The 18200-nt window shown below is 39.5% G+C and carries 7 protein-coding genes; 1 reads left to right on the top strand and 6 read right to left on the bottom strand.

The window, feature by feature from the left end; translation table 11 throughout:
* Positions 1 to 23: 23 nt before the first annotated feature.
* From RTX21_RS09490 to RTX21_RS09465, 6 genes are all read right to left on the bottom strand, one after another.
* Positions 24 to 554: a hypothetical protein gene (locus RTX21_RS09490; protein ID WP_312767142.1), complete on the bottom strand. Its 531-nt coding sequence runs from the start codon at positions 552 to 554 to the stop codon at positions 24 to 26.
* An 81-nt stretch (positions 555 to 635) separates the two neighbouring features.
* Entirely contained in the window at positions 636 to 11990 is an 11355-nt protein-coding gene (locus RTX21_RS09485; RefSeq protein ID WP_312767140.1) for a GEVED domain-containing protein, read from the bottom strand.
* Positions 11991 to 12336: 346 nt separating this feature from the next.
* Positions 12337 to 12888, bottom strand: coding sequence for a hypothetical protein (locus RTX21_RS09480; protein ID WP_312767137.1), 552 nt, complete (start codon positions 12886 to 12888; stop codon positions 12337 to 12339).
* 248 nt (positions 12889 to 13136) lie between these two features.
* Entirely contained in the window at positions 13137 to 14000 is an 864-nt protein-coding gene (locus RTX21_RS09475) for an alpha/beta fold hydrolase (RefSeq protein ID WP_312767136.1), read from the bottom strand.
* Between the two features lie 71 nt (positions 14001 to 14071).
* Positions 14072 to 14887, bottom strand: a complete 816-nt coding sequence (panB, locus tag RTX21_RS09470; RefSeq protein ID WP_312767135.1) for a 3-methyl-2-oxobutanoate hydroxymethyltransferase — start codon at positions 14885 to 14887, stop codon at positions 14072 to 14074.
* 86 nt (positions 14888 to 14973) lie between these two features.
* Entirely contained in the window at positions 14974 to 15687 is a 714-nt protein-coding gene (locus RTX21_RS09465; RefSeq protein ID WP_312767133.1) for a Crp/Fnr family transcriptional regulator, read from the bottom strand.
* A 95-nt stretch (positions 15688 to 15782) separates the two neighbouring features.
* Between RTX21_RS09465 and RTX21_RS09460 the strand changes: the two genes are divergently transcribed.
* Entirely contained in the window at positions 15783 to 18161 is a 2379-nt protein-coding gene (locus RTX21_RS09460) for a heavy metal translocating P-type ATPase metal-binding domain-containing protein (RefSeq protein ID WP_312767131.1), read from the top strand.
* Positions 18162 to 18200: the final 39 nt, after the last annotated feature.

The following is an 18200-nucleotide window of genomic DNA, read 5'->3' as shown; positions in this document are numbered from 1 at the left end:
TTTAATCTTATTAATTAAATGGATTAATGAGGTCCCTCAGATATGGTCATTAACTTAGGGTCAGCAAATTTTATGATCAATTTGTTATTCCATTGATTACCGTTAGGTTTATCATTTTCAATATCAAAACTTAAAACGTCATCTTTTTTTAATTGCATTTGGAAAAAATAGGAATTGTCTTCGGATAATAAACTTTTAGTTGACTGGAAAGCTGGTTTAGAATTTAGATTGATCAAATAATTTACGGGGTTTTCGTTCCCTTTATTGATATCTGATGAGATATAAATTCTATAAACACCATCTTTTTTTACAGTAACCTCATTATCCTTAAAATATACCTCGTTTGTGTTATTGCCCTTGACGCTAAGTGTTGAAAAGTTCATACGATATTTCCCCTCTGTTTCTTTGTATCCAATGCCCGTAAACGAGTATATAGGATTTTTATCTATCATGATCGCATCATTATGACTGTTTTTTTGAGCATAGACAGATTCACAGACCAATGTCAATAAAAACAAAAAGAGAATTTTGAAATTTATCAATATTTTTTTCATTATATAAATTTTTAAATTAAAAGCTTTGGGCAAAAGCAACAGATAGATATCCGTTGCCTTTGCTTACAGCTTAGATCACATTTAATCAGGACAGGTTTGCGTGGAGATACAATACCATCCGAATGTTGTTCCATTATCAGTTGATGTATAGATCTTCAAACATTTGTTAGTTGTATCGTAAACCATCATACCTTCTACAAAATTGGCTACAGCGATTCCTATAGGATTGCCTGCTCCATTGAAAGCAACTCTATTTGGTACAAAACCTTTGGTCTTGGATTCTAATGCTATCCAGCCACCTTTTCTTACCATCGGCCAGTTATCGGCATCATTTTCACCAGCTCTAGCTAGAGACGTGATTCCGACTTTGGTATCCAAAACAGTTCCTCCTGTATTAATACCAGGTTTGTAGCAAACGTTAGCACATGGAATTGGATTCCAGTCTACATAATAATCTTCTACTTCACCATCTTGTGCGGCAACGAAACTTCTTTCATCAGCTACGGTAGATGAATCATCTGCAAATAATTGTGTAGTCAAACGTAAACGTACAAAGCTTCTCACCGCAGTACTGCCATTTGTACAAATGTCCGGATTATCTGCCCATGTAAGAGCTATCGTCTGTTGTGATGCAGATGCCGGTACATTTTGTGCTACAGCTTCTCCTGGTTCAAAAACTCCGTTGAAATTCCAATCGATGAAACCATATAGGTAAGCAGTCGTTCCAGTATTGTTTGTAAGAGGTACATTCAGTGTGTAAGATGAGCCTGCTGTTTTTACAGGTAAAGTTCCTGTAAATGCATCTTCGTCATCTATACCATTGTTATCATCACCTAGGGCATTGTTTCCGCTTCCGGTAATGGTAAATAATGGACCGTCTTCGCTATCAGGACCTGAAGCTCCTAGTTTTAGAATAGCATCAGTCGGCGAATATAGTACTTCGTGTGCTGCTTTAGCTCCTAGATTGTAATTATCATCCAAATCACCATAGTCTAGCAACTTGTTACCACAAACCTGACCAATTGCAGGAGTTGAGGTAAAGTTGTATTCTACAGGATCGGCAGTACAATTATTACAACCATCACTACCTTGAACAGTATGTCCAACATAACCAAATCTGTCACTACCTTGTCTTACTGCGATGGAAATATGCCCTCCAGCTTCTACGAAGGTCATGTCACCATCTAGCATTTTGGTTCCATTACCAGAAGTTGCAGCTGTTAATAATGCTGTGTTAGTCGCATTCACAACTCCTTTTTTAGAACCTCCATTGGAACCGGTACTGTAAATTCTCTTATCAGAAGTAATCACACTGAATAGAGATCCTCCGAGACCGGAAGCTGTACTATTGTCATGGTTACTTGCAGATATCCATTTTACAGCAGGTATTGCTTTTGTAACATCAGTTTCATCACCAATACCATTTGGTTCTTCATTGATGAATCTAACCGTGCGCCAAGAAGTTACATCTATAGTATTGCCCAGACCTAATTGTCCGATACTATTGTTTCCTAAAACAAATACTTTACCCGCACTATCTCTAAGGAAATATGAAGTAGAAGAATCATTTGTAATGTCTTGTTGTTTAATAGGAAGTGATATTCCTGCTGGGGTTGTCATTTGAGTAGCATAGCTCTTATTGGTATTTGAAAGACCATTACCCAGATAAACATTATCACCCCAAGTGTATGAAGTATTTCCATCTGTTGCAATTGCAGCAGCACCAGCAATTCGGATATCCTTCATACCGGTAAGTGGGGTAGTGCTGTCTATCATTACCTGATGCCATCCGGTAGTGGTAAGATTCCCATCACCTTGTACATTGCTACCAACTGTATTGGTATAGGTCCAAACTTCTCCCGCGTTAGTTAAGAGGGCAAAAGATCCTATTACGGTTCCTGCTCCTGCATCTATCATTTTGATATTTGCCGCTCCTACTCCAGTTGGCAATGCAACTTGGCGGAAAGCAGTGGCTCCTGCAAAAACTTTACCTGGTCCCCAAACATATAGACCACCTGAAGCAATCATCATATATTGGTGTGAATTGGTATATGAGTCCGCAGCACCTGTAAATTGAGATGCACCCGTAACAAATAGTGGTACACCTGAATAGTTGTATCCATTTGCTGGTGTAATTTGTATTGGTGTCAGCTGGTCTGTAGTACCGTTTGGCATAGCGGTAGCACCAAAAACAAGCCAATTTCCAGTACGCATTTTTACAATGGTAGAGTGGAAGAGTCCTTGTAATGGATCCATTACACCTAATCTGTCATCTGTATTCTCACATGCTACAGTTGTAGTACGGTTTGGTACAGCAGGCAAGTAATAATCCTCTGCCTCTCCGAGAGATGCCGCACCAAAAGCTCCTGTAGATAAGCCATCACCTATAGACCTTTCATCTACATTGGTAGTTGATGTATTATCAGCAAGTGTTGCGTTTGTTATACGAACTCTCATATAACTATAGTTGGCCGTACTCGTGTAGTTTGGAAGTGCCCATGTCAGCTTGGAGATATAATTTCCTACACTTGCAGGTATAGAAGCCGATGTATATTCATCAGCCGTGAATCTTCCATTGCCATCAAGGTCTATCCAAGCATGAACTGTAGCTATAGATGCGATGTCATTTTTAACTCTGATATTTACGCTGTATTCAGCTCCGGAATACATAGTAGGCAGTGGTATATCGATACCATCTTCATCCAATCCATCACCATTTACTCCATTGTTATCAGCACCACTTGCAACACTGTGAGGTCCTGTTTCTATATCAACAGTATTTCCTAACATCAAGTTCTCTGACTGAATATGACGAGCGGCAATTTGAGCACTAATAAAGTTCTCTTCAAAAGTTGCTGGCGCATCTCCATAATCAAGCTGGGTTGTCACAGGTATCACATGATCTTCTACTTCACCATTATAAATAATAGGTGATGCAGCATATTCTCCTGTATTAAGACCGTCAGCTATAGCTCTCTCATCTACAGAACCAGCAGCAGAAAGATCAGTTAAAGTCCCCTCAGATAGGCGTAAACGCATGTATAACTGTGTTGGACTACCCGTGATCACATTTTGTGCAGCTGTCCAGTTCAGAGAGACGTTTCCATTTGTATTGATTGGAACATTCGCTGTTACAGATTCTGTAGCTTCAAAAATTCCATTGTTATTAAAGTCTATCCACCCATAAAGTGTTTTAGCTGATGCTGTGCTATTATAAACTTTAACCTGGGCAGAATAAGCATAACCTCCTGTACCAAACATTGGAGAAATAATTACTCCATCTTCGTCATCTATTCCCGCTGTGTCATCTCCTAATGCTGTTGCAGAAGTGTGTTTAGCAGTTTCAGAATCAGGAGGTGTATTACCTATATACAATGCGCTGCTGACTGCTTGTCTGGCAGGTGCAAGAATAGCATTTCTACTAGTGTCATATGAATCTGGAGCATCACCATAATCATATTCTGAAGATACTATTAATCTGTAATCTTCCACTTCTCCTCCGAATGCTGTTCCATAAACTCCTGTAGCTAAACCATCCCCTATAGAACGTTCATCCAGTAAAACATTTGCAGCGTCTGTTAATGCTCCTTCTGAGATACGTAAACGCATGTAAACATTTGTTACTCCTGCAGGAATAGTATTTGTATTAGCTGCGGTCCATGTTAACTGAACTGTTTGTTGTACAGGTGAACTAGGAATAGATAGGGATACGGATTCATTCGTAGCTTCAAAATAACCATTGTTATTAAAGTCTATCCATCCGTAAAGCGTTTTAGCGGATCCTGAATTGTTGAATACACTTACATTGGTATAATATGTTGCATTCTTGTAAACAGGCATTACAGTGGTAATACCATCGTCACTAGTTCCGTCTCCGTTACCTCCATTATTATCAGCTCCTGTTCCAACAGTATGTGCAGATGTCTCAATATTTACTGTTTGTCCTAATCTTAGAACAGATGATACTGATTGTCTCGGCTCCACATTTGTACCAGCTTGGTTTCTGGAATAGATTGCTGGTGCATCACCATAATCGAATGTATTACTTACCACGTTGAATTGATAATCCTCTATCTCACCAAAAGCATTGCTTCCACCATAACTTCTAGTATCAATAAGAGTTGCTGTAGCAGAATTTGAATTGGTAAGTGATGCGGCGGAAAGTCTAAATCTTATATACGCCTTACCTGAACTAATCACTCCTGCCGAAGCTACCGGAGAAGTCCATGTAAGGTTAAAATTACTTGCTACGCCTGCAGTAACACTCGCACTTGCAACAGTAGCAGCTTCATTTCCACTAAAAATCCCATCTCCATTCAGGTCTATCCAAGCGTATAAATACTTAGTTCCTGTTGTTCTGGTACTTACAGGTACACTAACTGTAAACTGACTTCCACTTGTAATAGTAAGTGGAGCAGAGAACGCGTCTTCATCTACGCCATCACCATTCGTACCATTATTATCAGCTCCTGCAGCAACGCTATTAGCAGCTATCTCATAATCAACTGTCGCTCCCATATAAAGATCGGGGACCGCAGCATTGGTATGGAATGCTGGGGCACCATTTTCATAGGACACAGGAACATCACCATAGTCTCTTACGACTTGTAACTGGTAATCTTCAACTTCTCCTAGAGCTACGTATCCATAAAGTCCTGTAGATAAGCCATCACCTATAGCACGTTCATCGACAACTGTATTGGCTGTATCATCTGCAATCGTTACACCGGCCTCTGGTTGTACAAGTCTTATACGCATATAAACTTTTCCAAGTGTAGTTGGTATAAGAGCGGTCTGTGCAGCGGTAAAGCTTACTGTAACTCCATATCCTCCAGGAGCTAAAGTAGCTGGTGTAGATGCTTCAGATGCTTCGAAACGACCATTATTATTAAAATCGATCCAACCATATAAAGTAGCATTAGCTCCAGTATAATTCTTAACCTCTACATTATATGTATTAATTGCTCCAGGATTAATTAGTAATGAGCCAATATAACCATCCTCATCAGATCCATCTCCATTGTTACCGTTGTTATCAGCGCCCATCGTCACCGAAGCAGGAGCTGTCTCATGGTCATAAGAAGTTCCTAAGTATAGATATTGGGTACTCAGATTTCTCGCAGGTTTGAAATTGGCAGGATTTGCAGTTCCATTTTTATCCATTTCATAACTTATAGGAGCATCTCCGAAGTCATAAAGATCACTACCTACTGTGAAACGATAATCTTCTACCTCCCCAAAACTTGGAGCCGTATATATTCCGGTAGTTGCACCATCTCCGATAGAACGCTCATCGATATTTGCTGTACCAGTATTATCAGTGCCTGCAGTTGCGGTAAGTCTTATTCTTGCATAAAGATTACTTACTCCTGCTGGAATCTGACTTGTCTGAGCACCTCTGAACCAAAAATGAACAGTATTTTCTCCAGTAACTGTTTGATATCCGCTTGTTGTTGCCATGGATGTGGCATAAGCAGCTTCAGTTGCCTGGAATTTACCATCATTGTTGAAATCTATCCATGCAATAACATTGGATGCTGTATTTGCATTTACATTGGTGAAGAACGTGAATGGAGCCCCTCTGGTAATAGTTTGAGCTCCTATACCGTCTTCATCTAGCCCATCTCCATTTGTTCCATTGTTATCTGCTCCTGCAGCTACATTTTGAGCGGCAGGTTCATAATCAATTGTCTGTCCGATAGTGTATACAGAACTAGCCATTTGTCTTGCAGGGACAAAAGCATTAGCGGTGTTCGTATCATATGCTATTGGAGCATCCCCGAAATCATATAGATCTACAGGAAGTTGATAATCTTCTACTTCTCCAAAGGCTATCGCTGTAGCATTAACTGAACTTGCCGTAGAAGTAGCACCATTCCCGATACTTCTTTCATCGACAGTCGTAGCTGTTGCGTCTAAAAGATTGATATCAGACAATCTCAGTCTTAGATATATACTCGTTGTTCCTGATGCTAGAGTAGCAGTTTGTGCAGCTGTCCAAGTGAGTATCACACTTGTTTTTCCAGTATCTGTAGTAGTTGCTGTAGCAGCTTCTCCAACTTGAAAACGTCCATCTCCGTTAAAATCCAACCAGCCAAATACATATTTTGTAGTGGTCATGGTACTCGGAACCGTAAGTGGAACCGTAACACTATATGCTACTCCTCGGCTAACACTTATAAATTCAGTAATACCATCTTCGTCCGCTGAGCCGATTGCATTATCACCGGTCGTGTTATTCTGGTTCGGAGATGTTACAGATGCAGGAGTTGTCTCAACATCATAAAGGCTACCTATCATTAAACCTGCTAATGGGGCATGTACTGCTGGTAGTGGTACATTTCCACTGTCTAATTCAAATGAGGCAGGCAAATCTCCATAGTCAAACGTATTAACGACTTCAATTTGGTAGTCTTCAGCCTCACCATTAGAGGCGGTAGTAAAGTTCACTGCACTTGAGGTGGATGTTGCTCCAAAACCGATGCTTCTCTCATCGATATCTGTTGCTCCAGTACCTGTCGTATAATCTATAAGTGAACGGTCAGAAAGTCTGAGTCTCATGTAGAGCTTCGTTGTACCTCCCGGTATGGTTGCCGTCTGAAGCCCAGTCCATGTCAATGTTTGGGTACTGCTACCTGTTGCGGTAAAGGTCACAAAGTTTGAGGCATTAGATGCTTCTCCGGCCTCGAATTTTCCATTGCCATTAAAGTCAATCCATCCCATAAGATATTTTGTGGTAGCTGAAGGATTGTTCACTGGTACGGTCAAGCTATAAGCTGCACCCTTTCTTATCTGGTTTGCAGATACGACTATGGCATCTTCGTCAGCACCGTCACCATTGAGACCATTGTTGTCCGCTCCTGCTGCAACGCTGTGCGGAGCCAATTCAAGGTCAGGGGCAATACTTCCCAATGATAGACCAGTAAGTAGTGTATGGGCAGCCGGGGTATAACCACCATCCTTATTGTTTTCATATCCTACTGGAACATCTCCATAATCATATGATTCTATAGGTAATTGATAATCCTCGACTTCTCCAAATGGAACAATCACTGCATTTGCTGAATTATTTGTAGCTGTTGCGCCATTTCCGATACTTCTTTCATCTATTAGAGCATTATCTGTTCCCGTTGAAAAATCATTGAGTATGATATCCGACAATCTCAATCTCAAATAGACATTATTTCTTCCCAAAGCTATAGTAGCTGTATTTGCTGCTGTCCATATAAGAGTAGAGCTCACGTTTCCAGTAGTTGCTGCAGGTATCGTTGCTGTTGCAACTTCCCCAATCTGGAATCTGCCATCTCCGTTAAGGTCAAGCCATCCGTATAAGTACTTTATGCCTGAGGTCATGGTACTTGGAACTGTAACAGGAACTGTCAGGTTATATGCAACACCTCTGCTTATATTCACAAACGTGCTAATCCCATCCTCATCTGCCAGACCTACAGCATTATCTCCAGTCGTGTTATTCTGGTTCGGAGATGTCACTGAAGCTGGTGAAGCTTCTGTATCCAACAATGTTCCTATTGTGAATCCTGTTAATGGCGCATGGTTGGCAGGTAACGGAGTATTAGATATATTCTGCTCGAATGTACTCGGTACGTCTCCATAATCGTAGGTGTTGACGATTTCGATTTGATAATCTTCAACCTCACCATTAGAGGCGGTAGTAAAGTTTACGGCACTTGAGGCTGATGTTGCCCCGAAACCAATACTTCTCTCATCGATATCTGCTGCTCCCGTCCCGGTCGTATAATCTATAAGTGAACGGTCAGAAAGCCTAAGTCTCATGTAAAGCTTTGTCGTAGCATTGCTGATAGTTGCTATCTGTGCTGCTGACCATGTCAAGGCTTGCGTGCTACTTCCTGCGACACTAAATGTAACAAGATTTGATGCTTCCCCAGATTCAAATTTCCCGTTACCGTTAAGGTCGATCCACCCGATGAGGTACTTGTTACCAGTAGTGCTTGTTACTGGTACGCTCAGTGTATATGCAGCACCTCTTCTTATCTGGTTTGCAGATACTACTATGGCATCTTCGTCGGCACCGTCACCATTGAGGCCATTGTTGTCCGCTCCTGCTGCAACGCTGTGCGGAGCCAATTCAAGGTCAGGGGCAATACTTCCTAATGATAGACCAGTAAGTAGTGTATGGGCAGCCGGGGCATAACCACCATCCTTATTGTTTTCATATCCTACTGGAACATCTCCATAGTCATATGATTCTATCGGTAATTGATAATCCTCAACTTCTCCGAAAGCTATTGCTGCAGCATTCGCAGAGTTACCTGCTGCTGTCGCTCCGTTTCCTATACTTCTTTCATCAATAGCCGTAGCTGTCGCATCTAAAAGATTGATATCTGATAATCTCAATCTCAAATAAATGTTATTTAAACCTAAAGGTATAGTACTTGTGTTGGCAGCTGTCCAAGTTAAAGTGACATTAGTATTGGCAGTTGAAGTGGTTGTTGTCGTTGCTGCTTCTCCCAATTGAAAACGTCCGTCCCCGTTAAAATCTAACCATCCAAATACATATTTTGTTCCAGCTAAAGAACTAGGAATGCTTACTGGCACTGTCAAGCTATATGCTACACCTCTGCTTATATTCACAAACGTGCTAAGTCCGTCCTCGTCTGCGATTCCCACGGCGTTGTCACCGGCCGAGTTGTTCTGGTTCGGCGAGGCCGCCGAAGCAGGCGAGGCCTCCACATCATAAAGGCTACCTATGGTGAAACCGGCCAATGGCGCATGCACGGCAGGCAATGCTGTGTTTGCAATATCTTGCTCGAAAGTACTAGGAACATCCCCATAATCGAATGTGTTTACGACATTGATCTGATAATCTTCCACCTCACCATTGGATGCTGATGCGAAGTTAGCGATGTTGTTCGTTGCTGCTGCCCCGAATCCGATACTTCTCTCATCGACATCTGTTGCTCCCGTTCCTGTCGTATAATCTATAAGTGAACGGTCAGAGAGTCTGAGTCTCATATATAGCTTGTTTGTGCCTGTCTGTATGCTAGCGGTCTGGGCACTTGTCCATGTCAATGTCTGGGTACTGCTACCAGTTGTGGTGAATGTCACAAAGTTTGAGGTATTTGAAGCTTCTCCCGCTTCGAACTTCCCGTTGCCATTGAAGTCGATCCAACCCATAAGGTATTTTGTGGTAGTCGCCGGATTCGTCACAGGAACACTGATGCTGTATGCCGCTCCCTTTCTGATTTGCGCTGAGGAAACAATAATGGCATCCTCATCGGCACCATCTCCATTCGTACCATTGTTGTCTGCTCCAGTAGCTACGCTTTGAGGTCCCTGTTCGATGTCAGGAACTATGCTTCCCAATGATAGACCAGCCAATGCTATATGTCCCGCAGGTCTTGCGGTACCGGCATTGTCGTTGTCATAGGTTGCAGGCGCATCCCCGAAATCATAAAGGTCAACAGGAAGCTGATAGTCCTCCACCTCACCAAATGCTACAGCACTTGCATTGACCGAGTTGTTTGTTGCCGAAGCACCATTACCTATACTTCTTTCATCTATCAAGGCACTGTTTGCACCTGAGGTGAAATCCGCAAAATTGATGTCCGATAATCTCAACCTCAAGTATATTTTGGTCGTTCCAGATGGAATACTTGTCGTATTAGCAGCGGTCCATGTAAGGGTCAGGTTTGTCGCTGTTGTCGCCGTCGTTGTTGTGGTTGCGGCTTCTCCCAATTGAAAACGTCCATCTCCGTTAAGGTCAAGCCAACCGAACAAGTATTTTGTCCCACTCATAGTGCTCGGGATGCTTACCGGTATGGTAATGCTGTATGCGAGCCCTCGGCTCACGCTCACAAGTTCTGTAAGTCCGTCCTCGTCTGCGATTCCCACGGCGTTGTCACCGGCCGAGTTGTTCTGGTTCGGCGATGCCACTGAAGCAGGTGAGGCCTCCACATCATAAAGGCTACCTATGGTGAAACCGGTCAATGGCGCATGCACGGCAGACAATGCCGTGTTTGCAATATCTTGCTCGAATGTGCTAGGCACATCCCCATAATCGAATGTGTTTACGACATCGATCTGATAATCCTCAACCTCACCATTGGACGCCGTGGCAAATTCCAAGACATTGGAAGTAGATGTTGCCCCAAAGCCGATGCTTCTCTCGTCGATGTCGGTCGCTCCCGTGCCCGTCGTATAATCTATAAGCGAACGGTCGGAAAGTCTGACCCTCATGTAGAGTTTGGTGGTGCCTGCAGGTATATTTGCGGTCTGAGCCCCAGTCCAGTTTAATGTCTGAGTGGTGCTTCCTGTTGTAGTAAAGGTTACAAAGCTACCATTATTAGATGCCTCCCCAGCTTCGAATTTCCCATTACCATTAAAGTCGATCCATGCCATAAGGTATTTGGCACTAGTTGCTGGATTCGTAACTGGTACACTAAGGCTATAAGCAGCCCCTTTTCTGATCTGGTTTGCAGATACCACTATGGCATCTTCGTCCGCCCCATCGCCGTTCAGTCCATTGTTGTCAGCACCGGCTGTTACACTATTTGGAGTCAACTCCAGGTCAGGAGCAATACTCCCTAATGACAGGCCTGTCAACAAAGCATGTGAAGCCGGTGAATAGACCCCGTCCTTCGTAATGTCAAAAGTTGCCGGAGTATCTCCATGGTCGTAAATCGCAGATGTAAGACTATCCCATGTAGTCCCAACAGTAATGCCATCTAAATCGACTGTAGGCGCACTTGTTGCTGTTCCCTGATAGAGTTGTACAGCATTAAATGTAGCAGTGTCAGCCAATGTACCCGTATGCGAAATATCTGCCGTTGTAGGCTCATTTACCGAAGATGGATTAACGTAAAGTTTCACAACATCATTAGTCGAACCTGATATTTGTTCGTATTTTAGTACGACCCGCATATTGGTATTAAAAGGTCTTACTGTAGTTTCATATTCTACTGTACCAGTTCCTGCCGAAGTAGTTCGAAGTACTCCAAAATTAAATCCCGATCCATTGGAACGGATATATAATCTTGCTATCGAAGCGGGTGTTGTTGTTCCTAGGGATAGGAAAAAGTCTCCAGCTGTTTGTGCTGCAGATACATTCACTATTGCACTGGTATATAGTGAAGGAATTGTAGTACTTAATGTCGTAGAAGTAAAACCACGATATACATCTTGTCCAGATGTGGTTAAGGATACCTTGTTCCCAAAATTATTGGCAATAGTACTGGCATATGCTAAATTACCATTTGTAACAGTTACATTGGGAGGACCCGCTGCTATCTGAAGCCAATTGGCATTTGTAAGCAAAGTCCCTGAAGGATAATTAAAGCTTTCGGTAAGCAAATTTTGCGATTTTATAGTAGTGAAGCTACCGACCATCACAAAAATAAATATTGCTACCCGAGAGATGTATCTCCTGAGACCATATTGTATTTGTGTTAATTTCATAAAAAAATAATATTAAATAATATTCTTAAGTTTTAGCTTTCTTTTGTAAGCATGTTACAAGGATATTGAACTCCATGTTTCATAAAGTTTAATATTCAGATTGATGGTGTAATAAAGTATTAAACCATTCTGGTCATCAGACCATATTAAGCAAAAACAAATGTTGAATAGCTATTCGCAATGTTTTCAGATAATCCTGATATACTTAAGATCTATCATTTTTCAGAAATGAAAGCATTAATAATAAACATAAGAAAGACATATAGGGTTTCTCATGTCCATATACATATCCGGGAATAAAAAACATTGAAAATATGTAGTGTGTAAGTAATCACTACATCTAGCATTAGATAATATTAGATGGGGGAGGTCTTATTACTGAAAAAGAATAAAAAGGAATAGCCTTGTAGCTTTCCGGTAATGCTTCTGGTAATATATTGAATAAAACAAAAACAGTCTCAGGAGCCACATAAGGTGTGACAAAGAACATAACAAGATTGTTGACCGGAACGGTAACAGAATTCGCTGTTTTCCGGAAAGGAACAATCTGATGTTCTGGGTCAGTGGAAACAAAATGAGTGAATTCCTGATCCTTGTGTTTTGGGGGTTGTGCTTTAGGTTTTGCCTCTTTTTTTACTTCAAGAACAGGAAGTTTAGCTTTTGTGGCTAGATGTTCCTTGTCTTTTGATAAATCGGGCTCGTCATTTGCCTTGTAGATATCTGCAAGTTCTTTCGAGGAAATGGTTTTAATACTATCAGTTATGATAGTGTTTTTTCCTACAACCAATGTTGTACCCTCGCTCACATAGATTTGGGCGGATAGATTGTAAAAACACAAAAGGAACAGAAAAAGGCTATATAACCTTCTCTGTGTAAAGAAAACACTTCCTATTTGCATTTTTTTCATCATTGTGTGACAAGTGATAATATTGTGTATAATATCACTTGATTTTGCAAATATATGGAAATTCAACAAATATTAACATTTTTTATAATAACATTTGTTAATAATGTGCAAAATTGCAATTTTTTACCTTGTCAGAAGGGTAAATTGCAAAAAGAGTTCAAAGGAAAATTAAAAATAGTGTAATATATTCTTGATTGTAAAAACAAACTATATTTGTTAATTGAAAAATATAATAATAATTAGTTAGGATTTTGCTGGTTCTTATTTTGTTTCAAAATCCACTTCGGGATTTCGTCCATGAGTTCTGCGGAAAGGATATTGTTGTGATATTTGTCTTTATATTCCCAAAGAAAAACTTTGCCTTTGGATTTCATTTCATCAAAAAACTTGAAATTGCTTTGCGGAAAATTATCGGTATCCAGACTTCCGTGAACAATCCAGATTGGCATTTTAAGAAGTTCATCCATTTTATCAAATTGGGAAATCCCAGAAATATTAATAGCCGCAGCAAACAGATCTGGTCTTTTGGAAATCGCATTAGAAGTTGTCGCGCCTCCCATAGAAAATCCCATTACATAGATTCTGTCACGGTCAATATTTTCATTAATGATTAAAGAATCAATGGACTTCAAAACTAAATCCAAATGTTCATTAGACTCAGAAGCTTTGACATTTCTTCTTTCATCGAGATGATAATTGGACGAACGAATTGGAAATTGCGGCGATAAAACATAAACCGGATATTGTTCTCTGTTTTCGGGAAGAAGCCACATTTTAGACAAAATGCCCATTTGAGAAGTATTATTCGTACCAATTGCTCCTGAACCGTGAAATACCAAAACTAATGGATATTTTTTATTCTGTTCTATTGTCTTTGGCCTCAAAAAACGATAGTTCACAGCTACTTTTCCATTATCAAATTTCCCAGCTTTGAAATCAGAATAATCCAGACTCTTGATGTATTTGATTCTGGTTAATGATTGTAAGGAATCAGCTTTATCGTGAAATTCAGTCTTCGATCCATATTTCATCTTCTGCGAAGTGCAGGAAAATAGAAACAGGATTCCGAACAGAAATAATGAAACTTTAAACAACTTAAACATTGGCGATATTTTAAATTAAACCCTTTCAGAATTCAAGTTCCGAAAGGGCAAATTTTATTTTGAATTAATTTTTAATAGCTCTCCTTATCATTCGGAAAATCAGAACTTTTCACGTCTTTTACGTATTGAGAAACTGCACCTGTGATTTCAGAATAAAGGTCAAGGTATCTTCTCAAGAATTTTGGAGAAAAACCTTGATTCATCCCCACCATATCGTGATAAACTAAAACTTGTCCGTCACAATCTTGCCCTGCTCCAATTCCGATTGTAGGAATAGAAATACTTTCCGAAGCTTTTTTGGCAAGTGCTGCAGGAATTTTTTCCAAAACAACCGCAAAACATCCCAATTCTTCCAATAATTTACAGTCAGCAATCAATTTTTCTGCTTCAGCATCTTCTTTCGCTCTTACTTTATATGTTCCGAATTGATAAATACTTTGAGGCGTCAATCCAAGATGTCCACAAACAGGAATCCCAGCATTCACGATTTTTCTAATCGATTCTTCAATTTCTTTTCCACCTTCGATTTTGATAGCGTGTGCGCCACCTTCTTTCATCATTCTCACGGCAGAATCCAAAGCTTTTTCAGGATTACTCTGATAAGTTCCGAAAGGCAAATCAGCCACAACCAAAGCTCTTTCCACACCACGAACAACACATTGTGTGTGATAAATCATCTGGTCCAATGTAATTGGCAAAGTCGTTTCGTGACCAGCCATTACGTTCGCCGCAGAATCACCAATTAGAATTGAATCAACACCACCAGCGTCAACCATTTTCGCAGTTGTAAAATCATAAGCCGTCAGCATTGTGATCTTTTCCTTATCGAATTTCATTTTCCGTAAGGTTTCAGTCGTAATTTTTTTAATTTCAGAATGTACAGACATAAGAATTATTAATGATAATTTATAAGTGATAAATGATTAAAAATGAAAATGATGATTGGAATCAATCATCACTTATCTTTTATCGTTTATATCACCACGTGACCTAATTTGATTAATTTTTCTCTGTTAAGGATTTTGATATTTCTACCTTCTACAGAAATCAAATCATCTTGCTTGAATTCGGAGATTAATCGAATGGCGCTTTCTGTTGCAGTTCCGATCAGGTTGGCGATTTCTTCTCTTGTCAAAGAGATTTTGATGAAGCCTTCTGGGTCTGTTCCCAGTTTTTGCTCCAACAAAACAAGAATCTCTGCCAATCTTTCTCTCACTGTTTTTTGAGCAAGGAAAGTTACTGTATTTGCAGATTCACCCAATTCGTAAGCAATTTTTTGAAGCATTGCGTAAGACAATTTTGGGTCAACTTCCAATAATTTCAAGAAAACATCCGAAGGCAAAAACTGAACTTTCATTGGCGTCATAGCTTCTGCTTTAGCTTGAAAATTCTCCCCGCAAAGCAATGAACGATAACCTATTAGGTCATTTTCTTTACAGAATCTCAAAATCTGGTCTTTACCATAAACACCCGATTTCGATAATTTAGCCGTTCCTTTTTCGATAAAATAAACACCTTTCGGCGATTCACCATCGTCGAAAACGACATCACCTTTTGAGAATTCTAGAACTTTAAGCGCATTACTATAGATTTCAAAATCTTCCGGATTCAAACTTTCGCGTAAAGATTCTTGATTAAATGCTTTTGAGAAATTTTCTTCTATAACCAATTGTTGTTCAAGAGACATACCTATGACATTTGTCAGCAAAAATAAGACTTTTTAACACTACATACCAAGATTTTTGACGTAATTTTGCAATCCAAATATCTGAGAACTTTTTAATGGCAGAACAATGCTTTCATTGCGGTCAGAAAATCGACAAAGAACGCCTTCTTTTTGACGAGAAAATCTTTTGTTGCAACGGCTGTCAATCCGTTTACGAAATTCTGAATTTTCACAACCTTGATAATTTTTACAATATCAATCAACGTTCTGGGATAAGACCGAGCAACGAGAACAATTCACAATTCGATTATCTTGACACGCCTGAGATCTTTACCAAAGTTGTAGATTTCTCCGAAGGCGGAACGACACTTGTGACTTTCAAAATCCCTGTAATTCATTGTTCTTCTTGTATTTGGCTATTAGAAAGTCTTCACACGATTAATAATAAAATCAAATACTCTCAGGTTAATTTCACCAGAAAAACGCTTCAGGTTTCTTTCAAAGAAGAAGAATTGAAACTGAGTGAATTGGCGAAATTCTTAACAAATCTTGGATACAAGCCAATCATCAACCTTGAAACTGCTGAGAAAAAGTACGAAAAATTAGACAAAGGTCTTTTGATAAAATTGGCCGTTGCAGGATTTGCTTTCGGAAACGGAATGTTTTTCAGCTTTCCGGAATATGTTTCTGGTGATGACGTTTGGTTTCATTCATATAAACATCTATTCAGAATTATTTTATTCTTGTTGGCAACAGCTGTTGTATTTTATTCGGCTTCAGATTATTACAAGTCTGCTTGGTACGGCTTGAAGAATAAAATCATCAACATCGATGTTCCGATTGTTTTGGGAATATTCGTGCTTTATGGAAGAAGTATCTATGAAGTTGTAACCGATTATGGCCCAGGTTATTTCGATACACTTTGTGGATTATTGTTCTTTATGTTGCTCGGGAAAACCTTTCAGAAAAGAACTTACAACACGCTTTCATACGACAGGGATTACAAATCTTTTTATCCAATTGCCGTAACAAAAGTTGATTTTGATGGTAAGCAGGAGAATATTCTTCTTTCAGATTTGGCAGTCGGTGATAGAATTATGGTCAGAAATCAAGAAATCATTCCTGTAGATTCGATTTTGATTAAAGGCGAAGGAAACATTGATAATAGTTTTATAACTGGAGAATCTGCTCACATTTCCAAAAAACCGGGCGATAAAATATTTGCCGGAGGAAAACAAACAGGTTCGATTCTGGAACTTGAAGTAATTAAAAGCGTTGATCAAAGTTACCTGACTCAACTCTGGAACAAGGAAGCTTTCAAGAAAATGGACACTGGCCTTGACACTTTGACGAATACAATCAGTAAATACTTCACATTCATCATTTTAGGAATCACACTTTTTGCCGGAATTTATTGGTCGAGAATCGATGTGGAGAAAATGTTCCAAGTTGTTTCCGCGATTCTGATTGTCGCTTGTCCGTGTGCTTTAGCTTTATCAGCGCCATTTACTTTTGGGCATATCATGAGAATTCTTGGTCGTAATAATTTTTATGTAAAAGATACTTTAACCATCGAAAGATTGGCTAAAGTTGACACGTTGGTTTTCGATAAAACAGGAACAATTACGGAAAGTAAAAAGTCGAATATCAATTACATCGGAAGCGAGATTGAAGATTTTGATTTGAGAAATATTAAATCTTTACTTAAAAACTCCAATCATCCGCTTTCCAAGTCACTTTATAATTTCATCGAAGTGAATGATGATTATTTTGAAGTGGAAGATTTTGAGGAAATTTCAGGAAAAGGTTATCAAGCGAAAGTAAGAGGGATTAATTATAAAATCGGCTCTGCAAGCTTCGTTGGAGAGAAATCCCAAGATTTGGAAACGGCAGTTTATATCAAGAAAAATGAGACTTTCATTGGAAAATTCACTTTCAAAAATGAATATCGAAATAACCTTTCTCAGCTTTTCAAAAACCTGAAAAATTACGCCATTAATATTTTAAGTGGTGATAATCCTTCAGAAAAACCAATTCTCGAAAAACTCATTCCGAATGTTTCCGAGATGAAATTCAATCAAAATCCGGAAAACAAACTGGATTTTATCAAAGAATTACAGGACAAAGGACAAAAAGTAGCGATGCTTGGCGACGGATTGAATGATGCCGGAGCTTTGAAACAGAGCAATGTCGGAATTGCAATTTCAGATGACAGCAATTCTTTTACACCTTCATCAGACGTGATTATGAATGGCGATAAAATTCCGGAATTGGATAAATTCTTAGCACTTTCAAAAGATGCAATTACGATTGTAAAAATCACATTCATAATTAGTTTGTGTTATAATGTTATCGGAGTCAGCTTTGCCGTTTCCGGACATATGCATCCGCTTTTCGCTGCGATTTTTATGCCTTTGAGCTCTGTAACTGTTGTAACGTTCACGACACTTTCAACTTGGCTTAGAAGTTCCAAATATTTTAAAATAAAGATTTAGAAAGCCTTTATTTAGAGTGATTATAAATTATCCATATTT

This window comes from Epilithonimonas sp., from assembly GCF_032054305.1.
Lineage (GTDB): Bacteria > Bacteroidota > Bacteroidia > Flavobacteriales > Weeksellaceae > Epilithonimonas.
The sequence above is the reverse complement of the archived record's forward strand: the minus strand, read 5'-3'. Positions and strand labels throughout refer to the sequence as shown.

Bases quoted from the DNA above. Each gene is read 5' to 3' on its own strand.
- RTX21_RS09475 (WP_312767136.1), bottom strand. From the start codon at position 14,000: ATGTTTAAGTTGTTTAAAGTTTCATTATTTCTGTTCGGAATCCTGTTT.
- RTX21_RS09485 (WP_312767140.1), bottom strand. From the start codon at position 11,990: ATGAAATTAACACAAATACAATATGGTCTCAGGAGATACATCTCTCGG.
- RTX21_RS09465 (WP_312767133.1), bottom strand. From the start codon at position 15,687: ATGTCTCTTGAACAACAATTGGTTATAGAAGAAAATTTCTCAAAAGCA.
- panB (WP_312767135.1), bottom strand. From the start codon at position 14,887: ATGTCTGTACATTCTGAAATTAAAAAAATTACGACTGAAACCTTACGG.
- RTX21_RS09480 (WP_312767137.1), bottom strand. From the start codon at position 12,888: ATGCAAATAGGAAGTGTTTTCTTTACACAGAGAAGGTTATATAGCCTT.
- RTX21_RS09490 (WP_312767142.1), bottom strand. From the start codon at position 554: ATGAAAAAAATATTGATAAATTTCAAAATTCTCTTTTTGTTTTTATTG.
- RTX21_RS09460 (WP_312767131.1), top strand. From the start codon at position 15,783: ATGGCAGAACAATGCTTTCATTGCGGTCAGAAAATCGACAAAGAACGC.